The organism is Streptomyces sp. NPDC002130, assembly GCF_040296465.1.
In the GTDB taxonomy this organism is placed as follows: Bacteria; Actinomycetota; Actinomycetes; order Streptomycetales; family Streptomycetaceae; genus Streptomyces.
In genome coordinates this window covers 1-24,599 of record NZ_JBEOXI010000121.1, presented here as the reverse complement: position 1 = coordinate 24,599, position 24,599 = coordinate 1, and the positions used below count along the sequence as shown (strand labels likewise).

22 protein-coding genes and 2 pseudogenes are annotated in these 24,599 nt (G+C 72.7%); 10 read left to right on the top strand and 14 right to left on the bottom strand.

Annotation, left to right across the window (positions count from 1 at the left end; translation table 11 throughout):
• Positions 1-95: pseudogene (locus ABT116_RS22870) on the top strand (methylmalonyl-CoA mutase family protein); the annotation flags it as partial.
• Between the two features lie 34 nt (positions 96-129).
• Positions 130-285 carry a hypothetical protein gene (locus ABT116_RS22865; RefSeq protein WP_351636905.1) on the top strand — a complete coding sequence of 52 codons (156 nt, stop codon included), beginning with the start codon at positions 130-132 and terminating at the stop codon, positions 283-285.
• A gap of 19 nt (positions 286-304) precedes the next feature.
• Here ABT116_RS22865 and ABT116_RS22860 read toward each other — a convergent pair whose 3' ends face one another.
• Genes ABT116_RS22860 through ABT116_RS22850 form a run of 3 tightly spaced genes read right to left on the bottom strand, consistent with a single transcriptional unit; the run spans position 305 to position 3,361 of the window.
• A complete protein-coding gene (locus ABT116_RS22860) occupies positions 305-898 on the bottom strand; it encodes a TetR/AcrR family transcriptional regulator (RefSeq protein WP_351636899.1) in 594 nt (197 codons plus the stop codon).
• Between the two features lie 28 nt (positions 899-926).
• Entirely contained in the window at positions 927-2,591 is a 1,665-nt protein-coding gene (locus ABT116_RS22855; RefSeq protein WP_351636897.1) for a class I adenylate-forming enzyme family protein, read from the bottom strand.
• A complete protein-coding gene (locus ABT116_RS22850; RefSeq protein WP_351636895.1) occupies positions 2,588-3,361 on the bottom strand; it encodes an SDR family oxidoreductase in 774 nt (257 codons plus the stop codon). Before ABT116_RS22850 ends, ABT116_RS22855 begins: the two co-directional genes overlap by 4 nt.
• Before the next feature lie 290 nt (positions 3,362-3,651).
• On the opposite strand from ABT116_RS22850, the gene ABT116_RS22845 reads away from it, so the two are divergent.
• Both ABT116_RS22845 and ABT116_RS22840 read left to right on the top strand, forming a co-directional pair.
• On the top strand, positions 3,652-4,887 hold the full coding sequence (locus tag ABT116_RS22845) for an exo-beta-N-acetylmuramidase NamZ family protein (protein WP_351636893.1): 1,236 nt from the start codon (positions 3,652-3,654) through the stop codon (positions 4,885-4,887).
• Positions 4,888-4,977: 90 nt separating this feature from the next.
• On the top strand, positions 4,978-6,294 hold the full coding sequence (locus ABT116_RS22840; protein ID WP_351636891.1) for a serine-threonine protein kinase: 1,317 nt from the start codon (positions 4,978-4,980) through the stop codon (positions 6,292-6,294).
• Positions 6,295-6,314: 20 nt separating this feature from the next.
• Here the strand turns inward: ABT116_RS22840 and ABT116_RS22835 are convergent, their stop codons facing one another.
• Positions 6,315-9,113, bottom strand: coding sequence for a penicillin acylase family protein (locus ABT116_RS22835; protein WP_351636889.1), 2,799 nt, complete (start codon positions 9,111-9,113; stop codon positions 6,315-6,317).
• Positions 9,114-9,376: 263 nt separating this feature from the next.
• Between ABT116_RS22835 and ABT116_RS22830 the strand changes: the two genes are divergently transcribed.
• On the top strand, positions 9,377-9,979 hold the full coding sequence (locus ABT116_RS22830; RefSeq protein WP_351636888.1) for a hypothetical protein: 603 nt from the start codon (positions 9,377-9,379) through the stop codon (positions 9,977-9,979).
• Positions 9,980-10,056: 77 nt separating this feature from the next.
• The gene (locus ABT116_RS22825) at positions 10,057-10,806 is read left to right on the top strand and encodes a 3-keto-5-aminohexanoate cleavage protein (RefSeq protein WP_351636903.1); all 750 of its coding nucleotides are present in this window, start codon (positions 10,057-10,059) and stop codon (positions 10,804-10,806) included.
• Between the two features lie 66 nt (positions 10,807-10,872).
• On the opposite strand, the gene soxR is transcribed toward ABT116_RS22825, so the two are convergent.
• The gene (soxR, locus tag ABT116_RS22820) at positions 10,873-11,340 is read right to left on the bottom strand and encodes a redox-sensitive transcriptional activator SoxR (RefSeq protein WP_351636886.1); all 468 of its coding nucleotides are present in this window, start codon (positions 11,338-11,340) and stop codon (positions 10,873-10,875) included.
• 109 nt (positions 11,341-11,449) lie between these two features.
• Between soxR and ABT116_RS22815 the strand changes: the two genes are divergently transcribed.
• Entirely contained in the window at positions 11,450-11,911 is a 462-nt protein-coding gene (locus tag ABT116_RS22815) for a MaoC family dehydratase (RefSeq protein ID WP_344462081.1), read from the top strand.
• A 19-nt stretch (positions 11,912-11,930) separates the two neighbouring features.
• Here the strand turns inward: ABT116_RS22815 and ABT116_RS22810 are convergent, their stop codons facing one another.
• The 3 genes from ABT116_RS22810 to ABT116_RS22800 all read right to left on the bottom strand — a co-directional run bounded on the left by ABT116_RS22810 (position 11,931) and on the right by ABT116_RS22800 (position 14,099).
• Positions 11,931-12,566 carry a TetR-type transcription factor C-terminal domain-containing protein gene (locus tag ABT116_RS22810; protein ID WP_351636884.1) on the bottom strand — a complete coding sequence of 212 codons (636 nt, stop codon included), beginning with the start codon at positions 12,564-12,566 and terminating at the stop codon, positions 11,931-11,933.
• Positions 12,567-12,636: 70 nt separating this feature from the next.
• On the bottom strand, positions 12,637-12,888 hold the full coding sequence (locus ABT116_RS22805) for a YiaA/YiaB family inner membrane protein (protein ID WP_190897590.1): 252 nt from the start codon (positions 12,886-12,888) through the stop codon (positions 12,637-12,639).
• Positions 12,889-12,947: 59 nt separating this feature from the next.
• Positions 12,948-14,099: an acyl-CoA dehydrogenase family protein gene (locus ABT116_RS22800; RefSeq protein ID WP_351636881.1), complete on the bottom strand. Its 1,152-nt coding sequence runs from the start codon at positions 14,097-14,099 to the stop codon at positions 12,948-12,950.
• Positions 14,100-14,181: 82 nt separating this feature from the next.
• Here ABT116_RS22800 and ABT116_RS22795 point away from each other — a divergent pair, with 82 nt between their 5' ends.
• The 3 genes from ABT116_RS22795 (at position 14,182) to ABT116_RS22785 (ending at position 16,884) form a co-directional block, all read left to right on the top strand.
• Positions 14,182-14,823, top strand: a complete 642-nt coding sequence (locus ABT116_RS22795) for a TetR/AcrR family transcriptional regulator (RefSeq protein ID WP_351636879.1) — start codon at positions 14,182-14,184, stop codon at positions 14,821-14,823.
• Between the two features lie 46 nt (positions 14,824-14,869).
• Positions 14,870-15,616, top strand: a complete 747-nt coding sequence (locus ABT116_RS22790) for an ArsR/SmtB family transcription factor (RefSeq protein ID WP_351636877.1) — start codon at positions 14,870-14,872, stop codon at positions 15,614-15,616.
• Positions 15,617-15,915: 299 nt separating this feature from the next.
• Positions 15,916-16,884, top strand: a complete 969-nt coding sequence (locus tag ABT116_RS22785) for a DMT family transporter (RefSeq protein ID WP_351636901.1) — start codon at positions 15,916-15,918, stop codon at positions 16,882-16,884.
• Here the strand turns inward: ABT116_RS22785 and ABT116_RS22780 are convergent.
• The 6 genes and pseudogenes from ABT116_RS22780 to ABT116_RS22755 all read right to left on the bottom strand — a co-directional run.
• A complete protein-coding gene (locus tag ABT116_RS22780) occupies positions 16,873-18,252 on the bottom strand; it encodes an MFS transporter (protein ID WP_351636875.1) in 1,380 nt (459 codons plus the stop codon). The genes ABT116_RS22785 and ABT116_RS22780 overlap by 12 nt on opposite strands.
• A 193-nt stretch (positions 18,253-18,445) precedes the next feature.
• A complete protein-coding gene (locus tag ABT116_RS22775; protein WP_351636873.1) occupies positions 18,446-19,528 on the bottom strand; it encodes a Zn-dependent alcohol dehydrogenase in 1,083 nt (360 codons plus the stop codon).
• 22 nt (positions 19,529-19,550) lie between these two features.
• Positions 19,551-20,939, bottom strand: coding sequence for an aldehyde dehydrogenase family protein (locus tag ABT116_RS22770; RefSeq protein WP_351636871.1), 1,389 nt, complete (start codon positions 20,937-20,939; stop codon positions 19,551-19,553).
• Positions 20,940-21,085: 146 nt separating this feature from the next.
• Positions 21,086-22,420: an ABC transporter ATP-binding protein gene (locus ABT116_RS22765; protein ID WP_351636869.1), complete on the bottom strand. Its 1,335-nt coding sequence runs from the start codon at positions 22,418-22,420 to the stop codon at positions 21,086-21,088.
• A 198-nt stretch (positions 22,421-22,618) separates the two neighbouring features.
• Positions 22,619-23,878, bottom strand: a complete 1,260-nt coding sequence (locus ABT116_RS22760; protein ID WP_351636867.1) for a class F sortase — start codon at positions 23,876-23,878, stop codon at positions 22,619-22,621.
• A 460-nt stretch (positions 23,879-24,338) separates the two neighbouring features.
• A pseudogene (locus tag ABT116_RS22755) lies at positions 24,339-24,599 on the bottom strand (hypothetical protein); the annotation flags it as partial.

Genomic DNA, 24,599 nt, shown 5'->3' with positions numbered 1-24,599 from the left:
ACGCGCTCGACGAGACCCTCGCCCTGCCGAGCGAGCAGGCCGCGGAGATCGCGCTGCGCACGCAGCAGGTGCTGATGGAGGAGACCGGCGTCGCCTTCAAGCCGGGCGCACCGCGCTCACCCCCTGCCCGTGACTCCGAGACGCTGGACGAACGGCATCGCCTTCGACCTGGACGACGTCGGACCGGCGCTGCGGCGCCTGCTGGAACTCACGGGCACCTACGCGTACCTGACGACTCCCCGGCAGTCCGAGCTCCCGGCGGAGAGCCGCCGCGGCCGCTCCTGAACCGGGGGCGGTACGGCTGCTACGGGCGCAGGGCGCGCAGCAGCAGATCGGCCAGGTGGTCGGCGACCTGCTGGGGCGTGAGGGGACCGTCGGGGCGGTACCACGTCGACAGGTGGTGGACCGAGCCGAAGTGGTAGTCGACCACCAGGTCCGCCGGGGTCGCCTCGGAGAAGACGCCGGACTTCTGGCCCTCCTCGACGAGCGCGCGGAAGCGTTCGTGGTAGCGGCGGCGTTCGGCGCGGACCTGCTTGTCCTTCTCGGGGCTGAGGTGGTGCATCGACCGCCAGAAGATCATGGCGTCGTCGAGGTTCTCGATGGTCGTCACCACGACGTCCGCGGCGGCGTGCCGCAGCCGCTTGTCGACCGGCTCGTCGGCACCGGCCACGGCGTCCAGCCGCTCCTGCTGGATGCGCAGCACGCGCGCGTACACCTCGTGCAGCAGGTCGTCCTTGGAGCCGAAGTAGTGGTACAGCGCCCCCTTGGTGACGCCGGCCGCCTCGACGATCTCCTGCACCGAGGTGCGGTCGTAGCCCTGCTCGGCGAAGAGCCGGGTGGCGGCGGCGAGGAGCCGCTGAGGCACGGGCGTGCCGTCCGAGTCCGTGGTCCTGGGCACTGCCGCCACCTGCCTTTCCGTTCTGTTGTCAGTCGCCTTGCGTACGGGAACGCAGTTCCCGCCGGAGGATCTTCCCACTGGCCGTCTTCGGCAAGTCCGGCAGGATCTCCACCTGGCGCGGATATTTGTAGGCGGCCAGTCTCTCCTTGCAATAGGCGGCGAGTGCATCCGGGTCCGTGTCGGCGTCCGGACGCAGGCTGATGTAGGCCTTGACGGTCTCCCCGCGGTACCCGTCGGGCACCCCGACGACGGCGGCCTCGCGCACCGCCGGGTGCGTGTAGAGGACGTCCTCGACCTCGCGCGGCCACACCTTGAAGCCGGACGCGTTGATCATGTCCTTCTTGCGGTCGACGACGTACAGCCAGCCCTGCTCGTCCATGAAGCCGATGTCGCCGGTGCGCAGTTCACCACCGGGGAACGTGGCGGCGGTGGCGTCGGGGCGGCGCCAGTAGCCGGGGACGACCTGCGGGCCGCTGACGACGATCTCGCCCTGCTCGCCGAAGGGCACCTCCTCGCCGGCGTCGTCGACGATCCGCACGACCGTGTCGGGGCCGGGCAGTCCCACGGCGAGGGTCCCGGACGCCGGGTCGACCGGTGCCTCCAGGCCGGGCGGCACCGAGGCGCAGGGCGCGGTGCACTCGGTCAGCCCGTAGCCGTTGCGGATGTACGGACCGAATCCGGCCCGGAACTTCTCCACCAGCGCGGGCGGCAGTGGGGCGCCGCCGGAGGAGATCACCCGGAAGGAGGAGAAGTGGTCGCGGGTGACGGAGGGGTGGGCGGCCAGCGCCATGAAGGCCGTGGACGGCCCCACCGTGTAGTGCGGGCGGTGCTCGGCGAACGCGTCCAGCACCACGCCCGACTCGAAGCGGTAGGCCAGCACGAGCGTGCCTCCGCTGGTCAGACAGGCGCCGAACTGGCACACCATGCCGGTGATGTGGAACAGCGGCGCCAGCGCGAAGTAGACGGGCCGCTCGGGCAGTCCGAGGCCGGTGCGCTGCCGCTCGGCGTTGTACATGATGTTGCCGTGCGTGTTGGTGGCGCCCTTGGGTGTGCCGCTCGTGCCCGAGGTGTAGCTGATCAGCGCGATGTCCGTGGGGCCGGGGTCACGGTCCTCGGGCGCCTTGTGGCCGGCCCGTGCCACGGTCACCAGATCGTCGGCGTCCGAGGCCTGCGGCAGGCGCTCGAAGGTCAGCACGCGCGCGTCGCCGCGGCTCTGGAAGTCCAGCTCGCACCCGGTGAGCACGATCCGTACGGGCGAGTCCGACGCCGTCTCGCGCAGATACGACTCCCAGGCCCGGTCCGAGCAGATCAGCGCGGCGACCTCGCCGTCCCGCAGGACGTGCGCCACCTCGCCCGACTTGTACATCGGGTTGACCGGCACGACGACCGCGCCCGCCTTCCACGCGCCCAGCAGGGCGAGCACGAAGTGCGGGGAGTTCTGCAGCAGCACCGCGACCCGGTCGCCGCGCCGCAGACCGCGCGCCGCGAGGTGCCCGGCGACGGAGTCGCTGAGCTCGTCGACGTCCCGGTAGGTCAGCCGGCCGTCGAAGTAGGCCAGGCAGTCGCTCCCGGGTGCCTCGGCCACGGCCCGGCGCAGCGCGTGCACGAGGGAGCCCGCGGGGCTGATCGCGCCCTTCTGGGCGTCGCTGAGCAGGGCGAGCCAGGGCTTGGCGGCGTAACGGGAGTCGGTCACCGGGCCTCCTCCCACTGCTGCTGGATGCGGTTCATGCCGGACAGCCACCGGTCGGGGTCGCCGGCCCGGGCCTGATGGTAGGCGGCGACCTCGGGGTGCGGCAGGATCAGGAACCTGTCCTCCTCGATGCCCTTCAGCAGGGCGTCCGCCACGGCTTCGGGCTCGATCGCGGTCGGCTGGAGCACGAGGTCGCCCGCGCTGCCGGTGGCGGCGAGCATGTCGGTGCGCACGCCCTGGGGGCAGATGGCGTGGACCTTCACACCCCGGTGCCGGTACGTCAGCGACAGCCACTCGGCGAAGGCGAGCGCGCCGTGCTTGGTGACGGCGTACGGTGCGGCCCCGATCATGGTGAGCAGCCCGGCGGCGGACACGGTGGAGACGAACCGTCCGCTGCCGCGCTCCAGCCAGCCGGGCAGCAGCGCGTGGGCGGCGCGGACGTGCGCCATCACGTTCACGTCCCAGGAGGCGGCCCAGGCCGTCTCGTCCAGCGGCCCGTCGGCGGCCCCGCCCTCGAAGGCGACACCGGCGTTGGCGCAGTAGACGTCGACGGTCCCGCCGAGTGCGTCCCGGGCGTCGTCGACGATCGCGGAGGCGTCGCCGGGCAGGGCGATGCCGTCGATCTCGTCCGCGACGCCCTTGGCCCGCCCGGCGTCCAGGTCGTTGACCACGACCCGGGCGCCTTCCGCCGCGAAGCGCCGGGCGAGCGCGGCCCCTATCCCGCCTCCGGCCCCCGTGACAACGACTCCGGCCCCTTGAAAGGCTCCCACCATCGGTCTCCTCAGTCGCGGCTCAGCAATGACGCCAGACTAACCGGTCGGTATGTACCAGGGAAGGGGCCGACAACGCCCCTGAAAGGGCCGCGGGGAACTGCGCGACCGGCCACAGACGGCCCACACCCTCCCCACGGCCCGCAGCAGCACTACCGCGCCCATGCCGAAACGCCCCTGAAAGGGGCGCGGGGAACTGCGCGGCCGGCCACACACCGCCCGCAGCCTCCCCACGGCCCGCCGCAGCGCATACCGTGCCCATGCCGACCATCCCCGCTCAAGGAGGTCACCGCATGCGCCCTTCCAGACGAGCCGTACTCACCACCGCCACGGCGGCAGCCGTATCAGCGACATCCACCGCATCCGCCGCCCAGCGCCGCAGGCAACTGCGCACCGGCTTCGAACGCCTCGCCCACGACGGCTACACCCTGCTCGACGGCCAAAAGGTCGGCATCGTCACCAACCCCACCGGCATCACCCGCGAGGTCCGGCACATCGTCGACGTCATGCACGCGGACACCCGAGTGGACCTCAGGGCCGTCTTCGGCCCTGAACACGGATTCCGCGGCACCGCCCAGGCCGGCGGTTCCGAGGGCCGCCACGACGACCCGGCGACCGGCCTGCCCGTCTACGACACGTACCTCAAGAGCGGCCGGCCCCTCGCCGACGTCTTCACCGCGTCCGGCGTAGACACGGTCGTCTTCGACATCCAGGACGTCGGCGCCCGCTTCTACACGTACATCTGGACGCTGTACGACTGCATGGAGGCCGCCCAGCTCGCCGGCAAGCGGTTCGTGGTCCTGGACCGGCCCAACCCGGTGACCGGACGGGCAGCCCTCGGCCCGGTCCTGCACAAGGAGTTCGCCACGTTCGTCGGGCGGCAGCCCATCGCCCAGACCCACGGAATGACCGTCGCCGAACTGGCGCGGCTGTTCAACGGTGAGTTCCTGACCGAGCCCGTGCCGCTTCAGACCGTGACGATGTCGGGCTGGAAGCGCTCGGAGTTCTACGACGCCTCCGGGCTGCCCTGGGTGCCGCCCAGCCCGAACATGCCGACGCCGGAGACGGCCCTGGTGTACTCGGGAACATGCCTGTTCGAGGGCACGAACCTGTCGGAGGGGCGGGGCACGACCCGCCCGTTCGAGCTGCTGGGCGCGGAGGGCGTCGACCGGCGCTGGGCGGCGGCGGCGAACGAACTCGCCCTGCCCGGCGTGCGGTTCAGGGAGGCGTACTTCGCGCCCACCTTCTCGAAGTTCCAGGGGAAGACGATCGGCGGTGTGCAACTCCATGTGCACGACCGGGCCGCCTTCGACCCCGTCCGCACGGGGATCGCCCTGCTCGTGACCGCGAAGAAGGTCTGGAGCGGTTTCGCCTGGCGTCCGGACCACTGGATCGACAAGCTCACCGGCTCCGCGCGCGTACGGACGATGATCGACGCGGGCGCGCCCACCGACGAGGTGGTGGCCGGGTGGCAGGAGGACCTGGCGGCCTTCCGCAGGACACGGCGGAAGTACCTCCTCTACCGCTGAGCCGAATGCGCCCGTGACGTATGGCCAAGCTCCCCCGTTGGCAGGACGATGCGCCCACACGTGGCGTCACCGGGGGTCAGGGGGCCTGCAATGGCGGATCCGGCGATGAGTGTGACTCCCTACTGGGAGCTGGTCTTCGACGCGGACGGAGACCCCGAGAGCCGCCTTCGCGACCGGCTCCTCGCCGGGGTGGCCGAACGGGGCGTGCGCGATCTGATCGTCTTCGCGCACGGCTGGAACAACGACCGCTCCGGGGCGACCCGCCTCTACGACCGCTTCTTCGCGCCCGTGCCGCGGCTGGCCCCGGCGGCGCGGATCGGGTACGTCGGGGTGCTGTGGCCGGCGATGCGGTTCGCGGACGAGCCGATCCCGGACTTCCCGCGGGCCGTGGCGGCCGATCCGCCGGGGCGCCCGGTGCTGGACAAGGACACCCGGCACGCGCTGCTGGAGACCTTCCCGGGCCGGGCGATCCTGGTCGACCAGATCGCCCGGCTGCTGGAGCAACAGCCGCCGGAGGACGCGGAGCTGGAGGAATTCGGGCGGCTGGTGCGGACGCTGGTGGAGGTGGTGGCGCCGGGGCCGCAAGCGCTGTTCGCGGCGGACACGGTGGCGGAGGGCGTGCCGCAGAGCGAGCCGGAGATGTTCGCCGGATCGTCGGCGGCGGCCTGCGAGGCGTTCGCACGGGCGCGGACGGAGTGCGACGCGTCCGGGTCGCCGCAGGGGTTCAGGATCCCCAACCCCTGGGACGGTGCGCACGAACTGCTGCGGCAGGCGACGTACTACGCGATGAAGCGACGCGCCGGGACCGTCGGTGAGCGAGGGCTCGGCCGGGTCGTCGGACAGCTCGCGAAGGCGGCGCCGGGCGTGCGGGTGCACCTGGTCGGGCACAGCTTCGGCGCGCGGCTGGTGTCGTTCGCGCTGCGGGGACTTCCCGAGGGCGTGCGCACGGTGAAGTCGGTGACGCTGCTCCAAGGGGCGTTCTCGCACTACGCGTTCGCGGCCCGGCTGCCGCACGACGCCCGGGCCGGAGGGGTGCTCCAGGGGCAGCAGAACCGTGTCGACGGACCCCTGGTGTGCTGTCACTCCCGGCACGACACGGCCCTGGGCACGATGTACCCGCTGGCCTCGCGGATGGCGGGCGACAGCCGGTCGGCCGCCGAGTCGGCCATGGGACGGGTCCTGGGCGCGAAGTGGGGCGCGATGGGCCACGACGGGGTGCAGGCGGTGCCGGGCACGCGCGCGTACACCCTCGCCGAGGCCCTGAAGGCGCGACTGCCGGCCGCGGGGTGCGTGAACGTCGACGCGGCGGCCGTGGTCAGACGCGGCGGGCCGCCCGCCGGTGCGCACAGCGACATCCTGCACGCGGAGCTGGCCCGGCTGGTCCTGGCGGCGGGCCGCGTTCGCTGACCCGCCGCCAGGACGGTGCCTCACCGGTGTGAAATGAACTCCACGACCTGCTGGTAGGTCGGCCGGTTCTGCCAGCTGATCTTGCCGTGCTTGATGCCGCCGAGGGTGCGGTGGTTGATCGAGTCGGCGCACCACTGGTCGCCGGCCGAGCACACGTCGTCGCCGGGGTAGACCTGGGCCGCGGTCCTGCCGGCCGCCTCCTTCAGGGTGCTGACGAGGGTGTCGCGGCAGGCGCCGAGGCTGCCGTCGCCGCAGTACTTCCTCGCGAGCGGCCCCTTCACCTGCTCACCGAGCACCGCGCGGACGTCCTTGTCGACGTAGCTCCACCAGCCGTACTGGAAGGAGCTCCCCGCGTGCGAGCCGGTCGGGCCGTGCCCGGCCGACGGGGACTCGTCGACGGGGAGGTTGGCCGTGACGGCTTGGTACAGCTCGCTGCCGAGGCCCGGTTCGAACTCGGCCTTGACCAGCAGCGGCCACCAGGCGTCCAGGATGCGGATCGCGTCGGCGTCGGCGTACTTCTTGGAACCGGCGGCGGTCTCCGTGCGCTTGCCGCCCGCGGCGGCCCATGCCTGGAGTTTGTTCACGGCGGCCGCGGCGGCCGGGTCGGTGACGGGCGAGCTGGTGACGACCTTCAGGAGCTTGGGCAGGACGTCCTCGGCCCGGAGGTCCGCCAGCCCGGCGTCGGCCATGGCCTTCACCAGGGCGGCGCGGGTCACCCCGCCCTGCTGGACCAGCTTCTTCACCCGGTCCTCCAGGAGGTTGCCGCGGTGCACCGAGCCGTTGCCCCAGGGCGCGGTCGTGTAGTCCTTGGCCTGCTTGTTGTTCCAGGAGACGTAGTAGTCCTGGTCGATGGAGTTCGGGTGGGCGGAGGGCGGGGTGTATTCGGCCGTGTTGGTCGCCGGGTCCCAGCCGCGCCACTCGTAGGCCGGCCGGGCCCACGCCGGGAACTCGGAGTCGACGCCGGCCGCGCGCACCGGGTTGTCGCCGCTGTTGTAGTACGCGGTGTGCTCGGAGTCGGCGTAGAACCAGTTGAAGGTGTAGTTGATGTGCTGGACGGCCTTCCGGAAGGAGTCCGGGCCCTTGACGTAGTCCGGGTCGTTCAGCATCTGGAAGCCGATGATGGAGTCGGCCTCGTGCAGGAAGGACGAGCGCAGGGTGGTGTAGGCGACCTTCTTGCCGCCGACCGTGGCGCGGTACTCGACGGGCCCGTACTTCGTCCGCCAGACCCGCATGGTGTACGAGCCGGCCGCGGTGCCGTCGGCGGTGGTGGGCTTCCAGGCGTTCTTCTGCTCGATCTTCTCCATCGGCGTGCAGGTGCCGCGGTACAGGTAGTGGTAGTCGTCCTGGCACAGTTCGACCGCGTAGGAGTCGATGATGTCCTGGCCGGAGGTCGTGGCGCTCCAGGCGTAGTCCTGGCCGCGGCCGAGTTCGACGTACATGCTCAGGCCGGCGAAGGAGGCGCCGCGGGCGCTGATGCCCGGACCCTGGATCTCCTGGAGCAGGAGGAGCTGGGGGGCGAAGTAGCCGGTCTGCGGGCCGAACACGGCGACGGGGTGGCCACTGGCCGTGTGCTTGCCGCTGACCACGAGGGCGTTGGACATGCCGCGCTTGGCGGAGGACCGGGCATCCTTCGCCGCTGCGCCGGACGCGCCGGTCGCGGCGGCCGTCCCGGCGCTGCCGGTGCGGTCGTACACGAGCGGCTCGGGCTCCACCGAACCGGCGTCGGGCAGGGCGGTGCCCTGCGGGTCGGCCGGCTTGGTGCCGTAGGGGAAGCTGCCGTCGTGCTGGGTGAGGACGGCCTCCGGGTCGTTGCGCATCCGGAAGGACTCCCAGACCTTGGTGCCCTCGGTGACGCCGTACTTCTCCTGGGCGGCCATGAGGGAGAGGGCGTTGTTCACCTCGCCGCCTCCGCCCGAGCCGAACAGCGCGCCGATGACGGAGGCCAGGGCGACCAGGTCGGTGATCTTGAAGTGCTCGATCGTCCCGGCGTTGGTGACTGAGTCCTTGTGCCCGGTGAGTACGTACTCACCGGGGAAGGTGCGCCCCTTGTCGGAGGCGTCGATGTAGGCGTTGATGCCGTCGAGGTAGGCCTTGACGTCGGCCAGGGCCTGCTGCCCGCGCTCGCCGTTGGTGGCGACGGCGTTGTCGATCTGCGCCTGCAGATCGGCCTCGCTGTACGGGGCGTGCCGCCAGAACTGCTGCTCCAGGCCCTGGTTGGAGGGGGCACCGCCCGCGAAGGAGGTCAGCTGACCGCGCCCGACGTGCCGGAAGACGTCCATCAGCCACAGCCGGTCCTGGGCTGCCGCGTAGCCGGCGCCGAACTCCGTGCCGTATCGGGTGGTACCGGTGATGTGCGGCACACCGGTCTTCTTGTCCCGGACGATCGTCACGTCGCTGCGTCCGGCGGGCTTGAGGCTGGAGGCGACCTGGTCGGCGGGGACGCCGAAGGAGGCGTCGTTGAAGAAGGTGTTGATCTTGTCGTTGGTGAGGGCGGGGTAGCCCTTGGCGAGGTTGGCGTAGGGCCCGAGCTGGTCCTCGGCGTGCTCGGGCTGGGTGCCGAAGGCCTGGTTGAGGAGGATCTGGGCGAGGGTGGCGTTGCCGTTCTGACCTGGCGGGAGGATGTCCGAACACTGGTTGCCGCAGTGGTCGTTCGCCGCGGCGGTGGGCTGCGCGGTCGCTGTTTCCGCTGCGGCAGCCGGGGCAAGCGGCGACAAGAGACCTGCAATCAGGGTGCATACCGATGCTGTCTTCAGGAACCCGGGGATTCCGCTGGGAGTTCTCATTCTGTCGAGAACGGTGCGTGGGGCACGCCGTGGCATGGGGGCTCCTCCCGCCGGGGGTGGGCCGGATGTTACCGCCGGTATCCCCCGGCTTGAAGATGAACAAGCGTCACTTTTTGAAGTCGGCACAACAGACACACGGATCACGGCAGTCGACTGGCGAGCCCCTTCGGGCCGCTTATGGAGGCCATTTGAAATCGGATGGAGCCGATTCGCTTGTCGATACGTCTATTCGGCGACGTCCGTACGACGACGCCGAAGTGACCGGATTACAGGTGCAGGTGTGACGGAGGTGCAGGACGATGGCCGGTTTCCGGAGTCTGGCGAGACAGGTCCGCGATCCGCGGTGCGATCTGGCCCTGCGGCGCTATTCGCTGCGTAAGTGCCTTGAGAGGTTCGCCCCTTACGGGCACAGGGCGACCTGGGACCATCTCTGCTCCCGGGCGGGGTTCGGTCCCGAGGACCGCTCCCCCGACCCGGTGCGGCTCGTGGCCGCACTGGAGGAGCTGGAGGAGGCGCGGGCGGTCTGGCTGGCCTATGAGGTCGAGTTCGCCGAGCGCCGCAAGAAGGAGAAGCACGACGGACTGCGCAGGCCGGGCAGTGTGGACGACTGGCACCGGCTGACCTGGGGCGGTTTCGGCGTGGCGTGGTGCGACGACCCGGCGGTCCATCCCCGTGAACCGCTGGACGAGGTGCTGCGCCGGCTGATCGCCGCGCTGGAGCGCGAGCCGGGCTCGGCGTGCCCGGTCTGCGGCGGCGAGCAGCTCTTCTGGAGGTACGACCTGGACCACGAACCCTCGTCCGGTCCGGTCTGCGCGGACTGCGGAATCCTGGTGCCGCGTCCCGTGCTCACGCCCGAGGCCCTGGCCTACGCCAGGCGGACCAGGCTGTTGGTGTCGGCTTGACGGATGCGGGTGCGCGGGGGGGGTGCGCCGGGGATGCCGCACCCCCACTGTCGGTGGTGACCGGCACCATCGACGGCATGATGCAGGTGTGCCTGAACGGTTCGCGGACGGCCGCTGACGGTGTGGCCGTGCCGCTGACACCCGAGTCGATGGCCGACTCGGCCGCCGAGGCCGTGGCCGCCGGGGCGACGGACCTCCACGTCCATCCCAAGACGCCCTGCGGACGGGACACGTTGTCGCCGCGGGTGCTCGCGATGACGCTGTCGGCGATCCGGGCGCGGGTGCCGGTGCCGGTGGGTGTGACCACGGGCGCGTGGGCGGAGCCCGACCCGGCCGCCCGGCTGGAGCGGATACGCGACTGGACCGTGCTGCCCGACCACGCCTCGGTCAACTGGCACGAGCCGGGGGCGGAGGAGACGGCCGCGCTGCTCTTGGAGCGCGGAGTGGGCGTGGAGGCCGGCATCTGGTCCGGCACGGACGGGGCGGAGCGGTTCGCGGCCTCGGCGCTCGGGCCGAAGGTGCTGAGGGTCCTGGCGGAGGTGACGGACCCGGACCCCGCGAGCGCGGTCGCTTCGGCACGGGGGCTGCTGTCGGACTTGGGGTCCGCGCATGGCCGTCCTGTGCTGCTGCACGGAGAGGACGGGGGTGCGTGGCCGGTACTGCGGCTCGCGGGGCGGTTGGGCCTGGCAACACGGGTCGGGCTGGAGGACGTCCTGGTTCTGCCGGGCGGGAGACGGGCGGGGTCCAACGGGGAACTGGTCGCTGCCGGGCTGGCGGAGTACGGGGCGGGCCGGGCAGGACCCGAGGCGGGCCGGCCCGGCACATGAGCACGGACTCCATGACGCCCCAGGGCCCGCCTCCGGCCTGACGGAGCAAGGGGAGCCGGGCAGTGGCTACCCGCGACCGCCCCGGTCCACCATCAGGCGGGAGCCCGTGAGGCGTTCACCGAAGACGTCGTCCGGGTTGGACAGGACGCAGTTGTCCAGGGAGAGGCAGCCGCAGCCGATGCAGTCGGCGAGGTGATCCCTCAGGCGGTTCAGCTGCTTGATGCGTTCTTCCAGTTCGGAGCGCCAGACCTCGGACAGGTGCGCCCAGTCCTCCCGGGTGGGCGTGCGCTCCTCGGGGAGTTCCGCGAGTGCGTCGCGGATCGTCGCCAGGGGGATGCCGACCCGCTGCGCGGCCCGGATGAAGGCGACCCGGCGGAGCGTGTCGCGGGAGTAGCGGCGCTGATTGCCCGCGGTCCGGCGACTGCTGATCAGGCCCTTGGACTCGTAGAAGTGCAGGGCGGAAACGGCGGCGCCGCTCCGCGCCGCGAGCTGGCCGACCGTGAGCTCATGGATCTTCTCTGGGATCTGGGGCACCCCTCGAACCCTACCGAGTCCGTTGACACAGCCCGCACGGCCGACCATGCTAAGCAGTCGCTTAGACACTGAGCGCGCAGACCCCCTGCACACGAGAGGCCTGGAAGACATGGCAGAGCCGAGGATCTTCACGTCCGCCGACGACCTGAAGTCGGCGGTGGGCGAACAACTGGGGTACACCGACTGGCTCGACATCGACCAGAAGCGGATCGACCTCTTCGCGGAGGCCACCGGTGACCACCAGTGGATCCACGTCGACGCGGAGAAGGCCGCCGCGGGCCCGTTCGGCACCACCATCGCGCACGGCTACCTGACCCTGTCCCTGCTGCCCCTCTTCGGGCCGCAGCTGATCGCCGTCGAGGGCGTGAAGATGGGCGTCAACTACGGCACCAACAAGGTGCGTTTCCCCGCCCCGGTCCCCGTGGGCTCCCGGCTGCGCGCCACCGCGACGATCAGCGGCGTCGACGAGGTGCCCGGCGGCGTCCAGGTGGCCGTCGCCTTCAGCGTGGAGCGCGAGGGCGGCGACAAGCCGGTCTGCGTCGCCGAGTCGGTGGCGCGCTACTACTTCTGAGGCCGGGACCCGGCGAACCTCAGGGCGTCGGGCCCCGGGCTCCGACCATCCGCAGCACGAGGTCGGCGTACAGCTCGCCGACCTCCTCCGGCGTCCGGGGCCCGCCGACGCTGAACCACCGCGCCACGTCGATGCAGAGGGAGAGCACGGCCAGCGTCGTGCCGTGCACGTCGATGACGTCGAACTCGCCCGACCGCACGCCCTCCTCGATGATCCCGCGCACCTCGCCGTCGACCTCGCGGCGCAGCGCGAGGATCTCGGCGCGGGCACCGGGCCCCAGCGAATCGAGCTCGTACTGCACGACCCGGGCGGTGGTACGGCCACCCGCGTGCCAGCGCACGAAGGAGCTGACCGCGTCGGCGAGCCGCTCGGTGGGGCTGCCCTCACCCCGGGAGGCCGTCCGCAGGATCTCCAGGGCCTTCTCGTGCCCGATCCTGCTGATGCGGTGCAGCAGTTCTTCCTTGGTCTTGTAGTGGATGTAGAGCGCGGCCGGGCTCATCCCGGCGCGGCCCGCGATGTCGCGGGTCGTCGTGGCGTGGTAGCCACGCTCGGCGAAGGCCTCCACCGCGGCGATCAGCAGCCTCCGCGCCGCGTCGGGCGTGACCTCGCCCCACGCCTGCGCCTCGCCGCCGGCCGTCTCCTCCGCCGTACCCATCGCTCGCCCCTCTCCACTGGCAGGAGCAACACCATACCGCCGAAGGTGAGCGAGCGCTTAGCGTGGCCGCTCAGCGCTTCTCGTAGGGGGCGTACGAGGGGGCCGCCCCCGGCCCCTCCTGCCGGTCCCGGATCACTTTGGACAGGGTGAAGGCCGAGGTGACCAGGTACAGGACGGCGATGGCGAGGAAAGCCCGCACCCAGGCGTCGGCGCTCAACTGGTAGATGCCGATGGCCGTGGCCGCCATGGCGACGGCGAAGGAGGCGACGGCCTGGCCGTAGAAGGCGGCCGTGTTCTGCTGCTTGCCCGGTGTGTCACTCATGGGGAAAGCATCGGCGGACGTGGCCCGCGCCACATCCGCCGTAGTACTCAGACACGTACTCAGAAGGCCGAGACGCCCGTCAGCGCCCGCCCGATGACCAGCTTCTGGATCTGGCTCGTGCCCTCGTAGAGGGTCATCACCCGGGCGTCGCGCAACAGCTTGCCCACCGGGTACTCGTCGATGTAGCCGTAGCCTCCGAAGACCTGGAGCGCGTTGTTCGCGGCGCGGACTGCGGCCTCCGAGGCGAACAGCTTGGCCTTGGACGACTCCACGGCGAACGGCCGCCCTCGGTCGATCAGGTCGGCGACCCGCCAGGTCAGCAGCCGGGCGGCGTCCACGTCCAGGGCGATGTCGCTGAGCAGCTCCTGGACGAGCTGGTGGTGGGCGATGGTCCTGCCGAACTGCTCCCGCTCTCCCGCGTACCGCACGGCCGCGTCGAGGGCGGCCTGGGCGATGCCGACGCAGCCCGCGGCGACGGACATCCGGCCCTTGGCGAGAGCCGACATGGCGATCGAGAACCCCTTGCCCTCCTGCCCGAGCAGGGCGGAGGCGGGTACGCGCACGTCCTCCAGGACGAGTTCGGCGGTGGCCTGGCCGCGCAGCCCGAGCTTGCCGTGGATGGTGCGGCGGGTCAGGCCGGGCGTGTCGGTGGGGACGAGGAAGGCGGAGACGCCCTTGTGGCCGGGGGCGTCCGTGGAGCGGGCGAAGAGCAGGACGACGTCGGCCCAGGTGCCGTTGGTGATGAACATCTTGGTGCCGTCGAGGACGTAGTCGTCGCCGTCCCGCACCGCGCGGGTCGCGAGACCGCCCGCGTCCGAGCCCGTGCCCGGCTCGGTCAGGCCGAAGCAGCCGACCGACGCGCCGGAGGTCAGCCCCGGCAGCCAGCGCCGCTTCTGCTCCTCGCTCCCCCAGGCGGCGATCGTCTTGGCGACGAGCCCGAGGGAGACGGAGACGATGCCGCGCACGGACGAGTCGCCCCGGCCCAGCTCCTCCGTGACCAGGCAGTACGCGAGGTGGTCGCCGCCGGAGCCGCCGTACTCCTCGTCGATCGTCAGGCCGAGGAAGCCGACCTCGCCGAGCTTCTTGACGATCGCCCGGTCGACCTCCTCGGCGCGGTCCCAGGCGACGACGTGCGGGGTGATCTCGCGCTCCACGAAGTCCCGCGCGAGCTGCCGGACCGCGCTCTGCTCCTCGCTGAGCTCCAGATTCACCACAGGTCACCCCACTGAAAGCCGTAAGTATTGATTTAAATTAGCACTGCTAGTTTCTCGGTGCAGCCCTACTATGTGCGCCATGGCCCGACCGCGCAAGCCCCTGCTCAGCACCGACCGGATCGTCGAGACGGCCCGTGCGCTCGTGGACGCGGAGGGGCTGGCCGCCGTCTCCACGCGGCGGCTCGCCGCCGAACTGGGGGTCAGCGGGCCCTCGTTGTACAACCACTTCCGCACCAAGGACGAGATCCTGGAGGCGGTCGCCGACTCGGTGAGCGGCCAGGTGGACCTGTCGATGTTCCAGGACGGCCGGGACTGGCGGACCGCGCTGCACGACTGGGCCGTCTCCTACCGGGCCGCGCTGCGCGACCACCCGAACATCGTCCCGGTGCTGGCCCGCGGCCCGGGCCGCCGTCCGGCCGGACTGCGCCTCGCGGACGCCGTCTACGGCGCGATGGTCGCCGCGGGCTGGCCGCCGGCGCAGGCCACCTCCATCGGCGCCCTGATGCGGTACTTCGTGATGGGCTCCGCGCTCGGCTCCTTCGCCGGGGGCTTCGTGGACGACGCGAGCGCCTACGACCCCGCCGACTATCCCCACCTCCAGCAGGCCCACCTCCTCGCCGACCAGCAGGAGAAGATCGACGAAAGGGCCTTCGAGACCGGGCTGACGGCCCTGCTGGACGGGCTGGCGCGGCAGTACGAGCAGGTGCGGCGCACGGCGTAGGGACGCTTCGGCGCCGGCCGAACCGTTCGTGTTCCATGCTGGGGGCATGACGACGAGGGATCCGCAGGCGACGGCCCTGGCCCGACTCGCCGCGCTGTTCGCGGACGAGACCCGGGCCACGTGCCTGCTGGCGCTGCTCGACGGACGGGCCTGGACCGCGAGTGAGCTGGCGCGGCACGCGGGGGTCGCCGCGTCGACGCTGAGCGAGCACCTGGGCCGGCTCGTCGCGGGCGGACTGCTCACCGAGGAGCGACAGGGCCGGCACCGCTACGTCCGGCTGGCCGACGCGCGGGTCGCGCAGCTGCTGGAGGACCTGGCCGCGCAGGTCACGCCGGGCGCGGCCGTACGGCCGCGCACCCTGCGGGAGTCGAGCGCCGGCTCGGCGATGGCCCGGGGCCGCACCTGCTACGACCATCTCGCCGGGCGGCTCGGCATCGCGGTCACCGACGCGCTGACGCGACGCGGTCTGCTGGAGCAGGAAACGGGGTTCGCGCTCACCGACGCGGGGGTGGAGTGGTTCGACTCGGCCGGTATCGCCCTCGACCGGCGGAGCCGCCGGCCACTCGCCCGGGCCTGTCTCGACTGGACCGAACGCCGGCCTCATCTCGCGGGCGTCGCGGGCGCGGCGCTGTGCCGGCACGCCCTGGAAGCGGGCTGGTGCGTGCGCATCGGCTCGGAACGGGCCGTGAAGGTGACGGCGGCCGGTGAACGCGCCCTCTTCGATCTGCTGGGCGTGGCGGCGACGGCGCTGCGCCGAGCCCCGAAGCCGGTCCGGACCTGCCGCGACAGGTGACGGCGGCCGGCGAACGGGGCCCCTCGGTCGACCGGGCGTACAGGCGACGGCGCTGCGGTAGCCGCGCACGGCGCCCCATCCGACCCGGCACCTCCTCCGACCGCACGACGCCCCATCCCACCCGCACCTCGTCCGACCGCACGGCGCCCCATCCGACCCGCACCCCGTCCGACCGCATGGCGCCCCCATCCGGCCCGGCACCTCTTCGATCGCGCACGGCGCCTTTCCGGCCGGGCGCGGTGCCCCGTCCGAAATCCGCGAGCCTTTCGGCCCCTCCCCCTCCTAGCCTCTGGAGCATGATGTCGAACACCTCCGCGTCCCCTCCCGCCCGCCGGGCGGAGCTGCTGGCCGCCGGTGCGGCCGCGGTGACCGTCGTACTGTGGGCCTCCGCCTTCGTCTCGATCCGCAGCGCCGGTGACGCATACTCACCGGGCGCGCTGGCGCTCGGGCGGTTGCTGGCCGGGGCGCTGACGCTGGGGGTGATCTGCCTGCTGCGGCGGGAGGGCCTGCCGCCGCGCTCGGCATGGCGCGGGATCGCGATATCGGGCGTGCTGTGGTTCGGCTGCTACATGGTCGTTCTGAACTGGGGCGAGCAGCAGGTCGACGCGGGTACGGCCGCCCTGGTCGTGAACACCGGGCCGATCCTCATCGCGCTGCTCGGTGCCCGGCTGCTGGGCGACCCGATGCCGCCGCGGCTGCTGGCGGGGATGGCCGTGTCGTTCGCCGGTGCCGTGACGGTGGGTCTGTCGATGTCGGGCGAGGGCGGCTCCTCGGTGCTCGGGGTGGTGCTGTGCCTGCTGGCGGCGATCACGTACGCCGGGGGTGTCGTGGCGCAGAAGCCGGCGCTGGGCTCGGCGAGCCCGTTGCAGGTGACCACGTTCGGGTGCCTGGTCGGCGCGGTGCTGTGCCTGCCGTTCGCCGGGCAGCTCGTGCACGAGGCCGCCGCGGCGCCTGCCACCGCGACGCTCAACATGGTCTATCTGGGCGTCTTCCCGACCGCCCTCGCCTTCACGACCTGGGCGTACGCCCTGTCCCGGACGACCGCGAGCCGGATGGGCGCCACGACGTACGCGGCGCCCGCACTGGTCGTGCTGATGTCCTGGCTGTTCCTCGGCGAGGTGCCGGGGCTGCTCACGCTGGTCGGCGGTGTGCTGTGCCTGGCGGGCGTGGCGGTGTCCCGGTCGCGGTCACGGGCGGCGGCCCGGACAGTGGTCCCGGGAGCGGTTCCGGAGCCACTGCCCGAGGAGACCCCGGACTCAGCCCGCTGACTCGGCCTTGGCCTCCGGCTCGGCCTTCGTGTCCGGCCCGGCCTGTGCTTCGGCCGTGCGCGCCCGGTCCGCGAGGATCTTGATCGACACCAGGGCGATCACCGAGAGCACGACGATGTAGCCGGACACGGCCATCGAGGTGCCGGTCGCCTCCAGCAGCAGCACCATCATGAAGGGCGCGAGCCCGCCGCCCGCCACGGCCGCGATCTGGTAGCCGAGGGAGGCGCCGGTGTAGCGCATCTCGGGCGTGAACAGCTCGGCGAACAGGGCGGCCTGGGGGCCGTACATGATGCTCAGGAAGCAGCTCGCGACGAACGTGCCGACCGCGAGCCACAGCAGCGAGCCGGTGTCGATCAGCAGGAAGAGCGGCACGGCCCACAGGGCGATGCCGGCCGCGCCGAAGGCATAGATCCGGATGCGGCCCACGCGGTCGGAGAGCGCCGCGGCGGCCGGGATCAGCACGAGCTGGGTGAGGCTGACACAGAGCGAGACGATGAGCACCGGGCCCTTCTTCATGTCCAGTTCCCGGGTCGTGTAGTCCAGGACGCCCGTGATGAGGATGTAGAAGGTGGCGGTGTTCACGGCGAAGGAGCCGCCGGCCAGGAACACCGTGCCCAGGTGGCCGCGCAGGATCGTGCGCAGCGGCGAGCTCTGCTCGGACTTCTCCTTCTCGGCGAGCGCCCGTTCGGCCTCCCGGAACGCCGGGGTCTCCTCGACGCGCGTGTGGATGTACCAGGCGAGGGCGAGGACCAGCAGGCCGACCAGGAACGGCACCCGCCAGCCCCAGGCCGCGAACGCCGAGTCGCTGGTGAGCGCGCCGGCCAGCAGGAAGACGGTGTTGGCGGTGACCACGCCGATGGGGACGCCGAGCTGGACGAAACTGCCGTAGACACCGCGCTTGCCCTCCGGGGCGTACTCGGTGGCCAGGAGCATCGCGCCGCCCCACTGGGCGCCGACGGCGATGCCCTGCGCGACCCGGAGCAGGACGAGCAGGATCGGGGCGGCCACGCCGATCGTCTCGTACGTCGGCAGCAGGCCGATGCCGGTGGTGGCCACGCCCATCAGGGTGAGGGCGAGGACGAGCATCGGCTTGCGGCCGCGCTTGTCGCCGAGGTGGCCGGCGACGATGCCGCCGATGGGCCGGGCGAGGAAGCCGACGGCGAAGGTCGCGAACGAGGCGAGGACGCCTGCCGTGGCGCTGCCGGCGGGGAAGTAGAGGTCGCCGAGCACGAGGGCGGCGGCGATGCCGAAGACGAAGTAGTCGTACCACTCGACGGCCGAGGCGAGCGCCGCGGCCGTGGCCACCCGGCGGCGGTTGCCGACGGCGGGCGTGGTGATGACGGGCTGAGCGGAAGGTGCCGTGTCCATGCGGTGCACGCTCCGGGGGTGCTGGGGACGGAACGGGGGGTGGCTCGAGTTCCGGGGAACGTACTGACCGGACGGTATGTACGTCAACGGGTCGTGCACCAGGACTTTTACCTGTACTTGGCATCGACCGCGGACCCCGGGCACGCCGAAGACCCCGGCCTCGCGAGGAGGCCGGGGAACCGGAGAGCCGGGGCTAGAAGACGACCAGGGCCCGGCCGCCCTTGCCCGCCAGCATGTTCTCGAAGGCCGCCGGGATGCCGTCCAGGGAGATGCGTTCCGTCACCAGCGCGCTCAGGTCGAGGCGGCCCGCCCGGACGTGTTCGGCCAGGACCGGGAGGTCCTGAGCCGGGTCGGAATTGCCGTAGACGCAGCCGGAGAGGGTGCGGCCCCAGTGGAAGATCTCCAGGGCGTTGAAGGTGACCTGCTGGTCCTTGCCGCCGATGCCGACGACCGTGGTGCGGCCGCCGCGGCGGGTGGAGTCCCAGGCCGTGCGGATGCTGACCGCGCGGCCCGCGCACTCGACGGCGACGTCGACGCCCTGCTTGCCGGTGAGGCCGCGGATCTCACGGGCGGTGGTGTCGGAGGCGACGACGTAGTCGGTGGCGCCGGCCGTCCGGGCCAGCTCCTCCTTCTCGGCGGACACGTCCACCGCGACGATCTTCGAGGCGCCCGCGATCCGGGCCGCCTGGAGGGCGGCGAGGCCCACTCCCCCGACGCCGAACACCGCGACGGTCTCGCCCTGCCGGACCCGGGCCGAGTGGTGGACGGCGCCGTAGCCGGTGAGGACGGCGCAGCCGAGCAGGGCCGCGTCGGTGAGCGGGACGCCGTCGGGGACGGGCAGCACGCAGGAGGCGGAGACGACCGTCTCCTCGGCGAACGCGGCGACGTTCAGGCCGGGGTGGAGGTCGGTGCCCCCGGTGGTGCGGGCGTAGACGTCGGCGGCGCCCCTGAGGGCGTTGGCGCACAGCCACACCTCGCCGAGCGAGCAGGCGTGGCAGGCGCCGCAGGACGGCGCCCAGTTGAGGACGACCCCGTCGCCGGGCGAGACATGGCCGACCCCCTCGCCGACGGCGACGACCGTGCCGGCGCCCTCGTGCCCGAGGACGGCCGGGACGGGCACGCGCATGGTGCCGTCGGACAGGGACAGGTCGGAGTGGCAGACCCCGGCGGCGGCGAGCCGGACGCGGACCTGGCCGGGTCCGGGGTCGGGCAGGTCGATGCCGGTGATCTCCAGCGGGGAGCCGACGGCGGGCAGGACGGCGGCGCGGACAGCCATGACGGAAGGGACTCCCCTGCTTCTAGAACTGGAGGGACTTGGTCTGGAGGTACTCGGCCAGTCCGTGCACGCCGAGTTCGCGGCCCACACCGGACTGCTTGTAGCCGCCGAAGGGGGCGAGGGGGTTGAAGCGGCCGCCGTTGATGTCGACCTGGCCGGTCTCCATCCGGCGCGCGAAGGCCACCGCCTCGGCCTCGTCCCCGGCCCAGACGGCTCCGGCCAGGCCGTACACGGTGCCGTTGGCGATCCGCAGGGCGTCCTCCTCGTCCTCGTACTTCAGGATCGACAGGACCGGGCCGAAGATCTCCTCCTGCGCGATGGTCATGTCCTCGGTGACGTCGGCGAAGACGGTCGGGCTGACGAAGTAACCCTCCTCGCGCGGGGCTTCGGGGCCGCCGGCGACCAGGCGGGCTCCCTCCGAGACGCCCTTCGCGATGTAGCCGCGGACCCGTGCCTGCTGCTTGGCGTTGACGACGGGGCCGATGCGCTCGCCGTACTTGGCGGCGGCGGCCGCGGCGAGCTCGACGGCCTCGTCGTACTGGTCGCGGTGGACCAGCATCCGGGTCCAGGCGCTGCACGTCTGCCCGGAGTTGGACATGACGTTGGCGACCCCGACGTTGACCGCCTTGGCGAGGTCCGCGCTCGGGAGGATGACGTTGGCGGACTTGCCGCCGAGTTCGAGGGCGACCTTCTTGACCTGTCCGGCGGCGATCGCGGCGATCTGCCGGCCGACGGCGGTGGAGCCGGTGAAGGAGACGAGGTCGACACCGGGGTGCTCGGCGAGCGCCTGGCCGGCGACCGGGCCGAGACCGGTGACCAGGTTGAAGACGCCCGCCGGGATGCCCGCCTCGTGCACGGCGTCAGCGAAGAGCCGGGCCACCAGGGGGGTGTCCTCGGCGGGCTTCACCACGACCGTGCAGCCCGCCGCGAGGGCCGGGGCGACCTTGGCGACGATCTGGTGCAGCGGGTAGTTCCAGGGCGTGATCGCGGCCACGACGCCGACCGGCTCGTGGTGCACGACGGAGTTGCCGGTCTTCTCCTCGAAGGCGTACGTCGCCGCCAGCTCCGCGTACGAGCCCGCCACCGCGATCGGCACGCCCGCGTGGACGGCCTGTGAGAACTTCAGCGGCGAGCCGAGTTCGGCCGTGACCGTCTCGGCGATCTCGTCCGCGCGGGCCACGAGCACGTCCCGGAGGGCGGCCAGGCGTGCCGCCCGCTCGGCCGGCGGGGTCGCCGCCCAGCCGGGGAGAGCGGCGCGGGCGGCCCGTACGGCGGTGTCGACGTCCTCGGCGGTGCCCGCGGGGACGGTGCCGATGACCTGCCCGTCGACCGGGTTCACGACCTCGATCACGTCCTGGCCGGCGGCGGGGCGCCAGGCGCCGTCGATGTACATGCCGTCGTGTGCCTTCATCGCGCTTCCTCCGGGGCGGGGCGTCGTCGTCCGACACATAAACTAGCGACGATAGTTTTCTGACGCCAGACGTCCCGGGGTGCCGGGGCCCGGATGCCGCCGGGCCATCACAGCACGGCGCGGGTCCCGTCCGAAGGTGGGGCTTCTCACTCCCCCAGGTCGGGCTGCCGCGCCGGATGCGGGCAGATGCGGTCGCCGTGCTGGTCGAAGACGAAGAGGTGGGCGAGGTCCACGAGGAGTGGCACCTGCATGCCGTGGCGCAGGGCCAGGTCCGGGGTGGTACGGACGATCAGGTCGCCGGGCAGGCGGGCGTCGGCGGTCGCGGTTTTCTGCGGGTCCTCGGGCTGGTCCAGGGCGATCACGGGTCCGGCCCGCCCGGCTCCGGACCGCTCCCGCAGCCTCGTGAGGACCGAGCCGTCGCGCCGCCTCCGGGCGGGGCGGCCGGGGCGGGGGCGCGCGGCCTCCAGTTCGGCGACGACGGCGGGGCTGGAGCCGGTGTTGAAGTGGACGAGGATCTCGTGCCCCTGGAACTCCACGTGCTCGACCAGGCCGGTGATCGGCACCTCGCCGGGGCGGGCAGCGCTGTGGTTGGCGATCCGGACGGCCTCCGAACGCAGGCCGACGATGACCTCGCGGCCCTGCTGGACGCGCAGCAGCTGGTGGTCGAGGGAGAGCGGCTCCGGCAGGCGCAGGAACTGCTTGCCCAGGCTGATGGTCATCGCCCCGTCGAGCGGGGCGCGCACCAGGCCGCGCAGCAGGTTGATGCGCGGGGTGCCGATGAACGCGGCGACGAAGACGTTGCTGGGCAGCGCGTAGACCACGCGGGGGCTGTCGACCTGCTGCAGCACACCGCCGCGCAGCACCGCGACCCGGTCACCGAGCGACATGGCCTCGGCCTGGTCGTGGGTGACGTAGATCGTGGTGACGCCCAGTTCCTGGGTGAGCCGGGCGATCTCGGCCCGCAGATGGGTGCGGAGTTTGGCGTCGAGGTTGGACAGCGGCTCGTCCATCAGGAAGGCGGAGGGGTGTCGGGAGATGGCCCGGCCCATCGCGACCCGCTGGCGCTCGCCGCCGGACAGCTGCCCGGGCAGGCGGTCGAGGAGGTCCTCGATGCCGAGCATGCGGGCGGTGGCGTCCACCCGGGGGCGGTGATCCACGCCCGGGGACTCGATGCGCAGCGGGAAGCCGATGTTGTCGCGGGTGGTCATGTTCGGGTAGAGGGCGAAGTTCTGGAAGACCATCGCCATGTCCCGGCCGGACGGCGGGAGGTCGTTGGCGTACTGGCCGTCGAGCAGCAGCCGGCCCTCGTCGATCTCCTCCAGCCCGGCGATCATTCTGAGTACGGTCGACTTGCCGCAGCCGGACGGGCCGAGCAGCACGAGGAACTCGCCGGGCGTGATGTCCAGCGTCAGCCGGTCCACCACGCGCGGGCCCCGCGGGTAGGCCTTGCTCACATCGTGCAGGGAGATGGCGCGTGTCATGAGGGGCCCCCGAGGGGTCATCAGGGCGATGGTGCTCCGCGGTCGGAAGCCCCGTGCGGGTCGTACGGGGCTGTGGGTCACGGAAGTTAACGGAATGTGCGCGGCCGGGGGAAGACATCGGGCGAGATCGGGGGCTTCGGTCCATCTGGTGAGAAGGCGGACGGCCCGAGCCGGCCGTCGGGCGGGGCCCGGTCCGGGTCAGCGGATGCCGGTGAGATGGGCGAAGACGACCAGGTTTCCGGAGTAGCCCTTCCTGCGGTCGTAGTCGCCGCCGCAGGTGATCAGGCGCAGCTCGGGGCGGCCCCGGGCGCCGTACACCTCCTGACTCGGGAAGTGCGCCTTGTCGTACGACTTGATCCGGTCGACCGTGTAGACGGCGATCCGCCCGTCGGCACGCCGGGCCTTGACGATCCGGCCCCGCTTCAGCTCGGTCAGCCCCGCGAAGACGGCGGGCCCGCTGTCCGTGTCCAGATGCCCGACGGCCACGGCGGTGCCCTGCTCGCCGGGCGAGGCGCCGTGCCGGTACCAGCCGACGAGCTTGGGATCGTCGTCCGGCGGGGCGGTGAGACGGCGGTCGCGGTCGAGGCCGAGGTCCATGACCGGGGCGTCGAGGCCGAGGTAGGGGATGAGGAGGCGAGTGGCCCGGGAACGGAGCAGGGGGCGGAGGCCGGCCGCCGGACGGGGCTTCCGGGCGGCAGGGGCGGGCGGCCTGGGAGCGGGGCGCTGCGTCGCGGTCGCGGGTCGGTTGGGGGGCTTGGGGGGTTTGGCTCCGCGATGCCCGGGGGCGCCGGCCCCGGGGGTGCGGACCCCTGGGGCGTGGACTCCGGGGGTGGCGGGGCCCGGAGTGCGGGACCCGGGGGGGCGAGCCGGTGTCGTGGCGGATGCGGGGGCCCCGGCTGGACCGGTGCGGGGGCCGGGCGGGAGGGCAGCGGTGCCGGAGGCTCCGGGCACGGCGGTCCTGCCCGTGCCCGAGGTGCCCGGCAGGGCGGCTTTGCCCGTGGGGGTGGTGCCCGGCAGGGCGGTCCTGCCCGTGCCGGAGGTGCCCGGCGGAGCGGCCTTACCCGTAGGGGAGCTTCCCGGCAGGGTGGCCGTGCCCCTGCCGGCGCCGGCCGGGCGGTCACTCGCACCCGGGCCTGTGCCTGTGACAGCACCCGGGCCCGTGCCCGACGGCCGGTCGGCCGTGCCGGAGCCCGCCGGGTGGGCGGCCGTGGTGTAGTCCGGCGGCGTGGCCGTGAACGTCGTCGCGCCGGGCTCTTCGCCCCGGTCCCAGCAGACCCCGGCCACCAGCAGCAGCGAGACGGCCATCACGATCGTCCGCGTCAGCCGGTAGGCACGTGTCCGGTACCAGGGCCTGCGCGAGCGCAGGGGCCACTTCCGGGGCACGCCGGCGGTCGCCGCGTACCGCCCCACCGGGACTGCGCCGGTGCCGGTGCCCGCGCCGGAACCACGCCGGCCCACCGAGACCGCGGCACGCCCGGCCCCGCGCCGAAGCTCTCGGACGTCGTCATGGCCCGTTCCGCGCCGCCCCGAGGGCACTCGAGCGGGGCCCGCCCCGCCCCTGCGCCGCACGACCGGGGCGCCGGCAGCTCCGGAGCCGGGCCGGGCTCCGGGGCCGGCGGCGGCACCCCGCCGGGCCCCCGGAGCCGCTCCGGGCCCGGTACCGCCCCCACGCCGCCCCGACGGCGCGTCGACCGACCCGGAACCAGCCCCACGCCGACCCCACGGCCCATCGCCAGACCCGGAACCACCCCCACGCCGACCCCACGGCCCATCGCCAGACCCGGGAGAACCCCCACGCCGAGCCGCCGAGGCGGCGCCGGGTCCGGCACCGCCTCCACGCCGCCTCACCGCCCCGGCGTCGGGCCCGAGCGCGCCCCCGCCCCGGCCCGGCCGGGCGGAGCCATCCGCGGAACCCGGCCTACGCGGCGCCATCGGGGCGGCGACGGAGCCGGAACCAGACCGTCCCGGCGACGGCGGCCAGGCCGACCGCGGCCGCGCCGGTGACCGGCGTGAAGGCCTCACCGCGGGCGATGCCGCCGCCGCCCGCGGGCGGGCCGCCGACCGGCGTCGTCGGTTTGGAGGTGGGGCAGTCGACCTTGAACACCTTGAACTTGCCGGCGCCGTGTGCCTGGTCGGTGAGCCACGTCAGCTTGTACTGCCCGTTGGGCAGATCGACGGC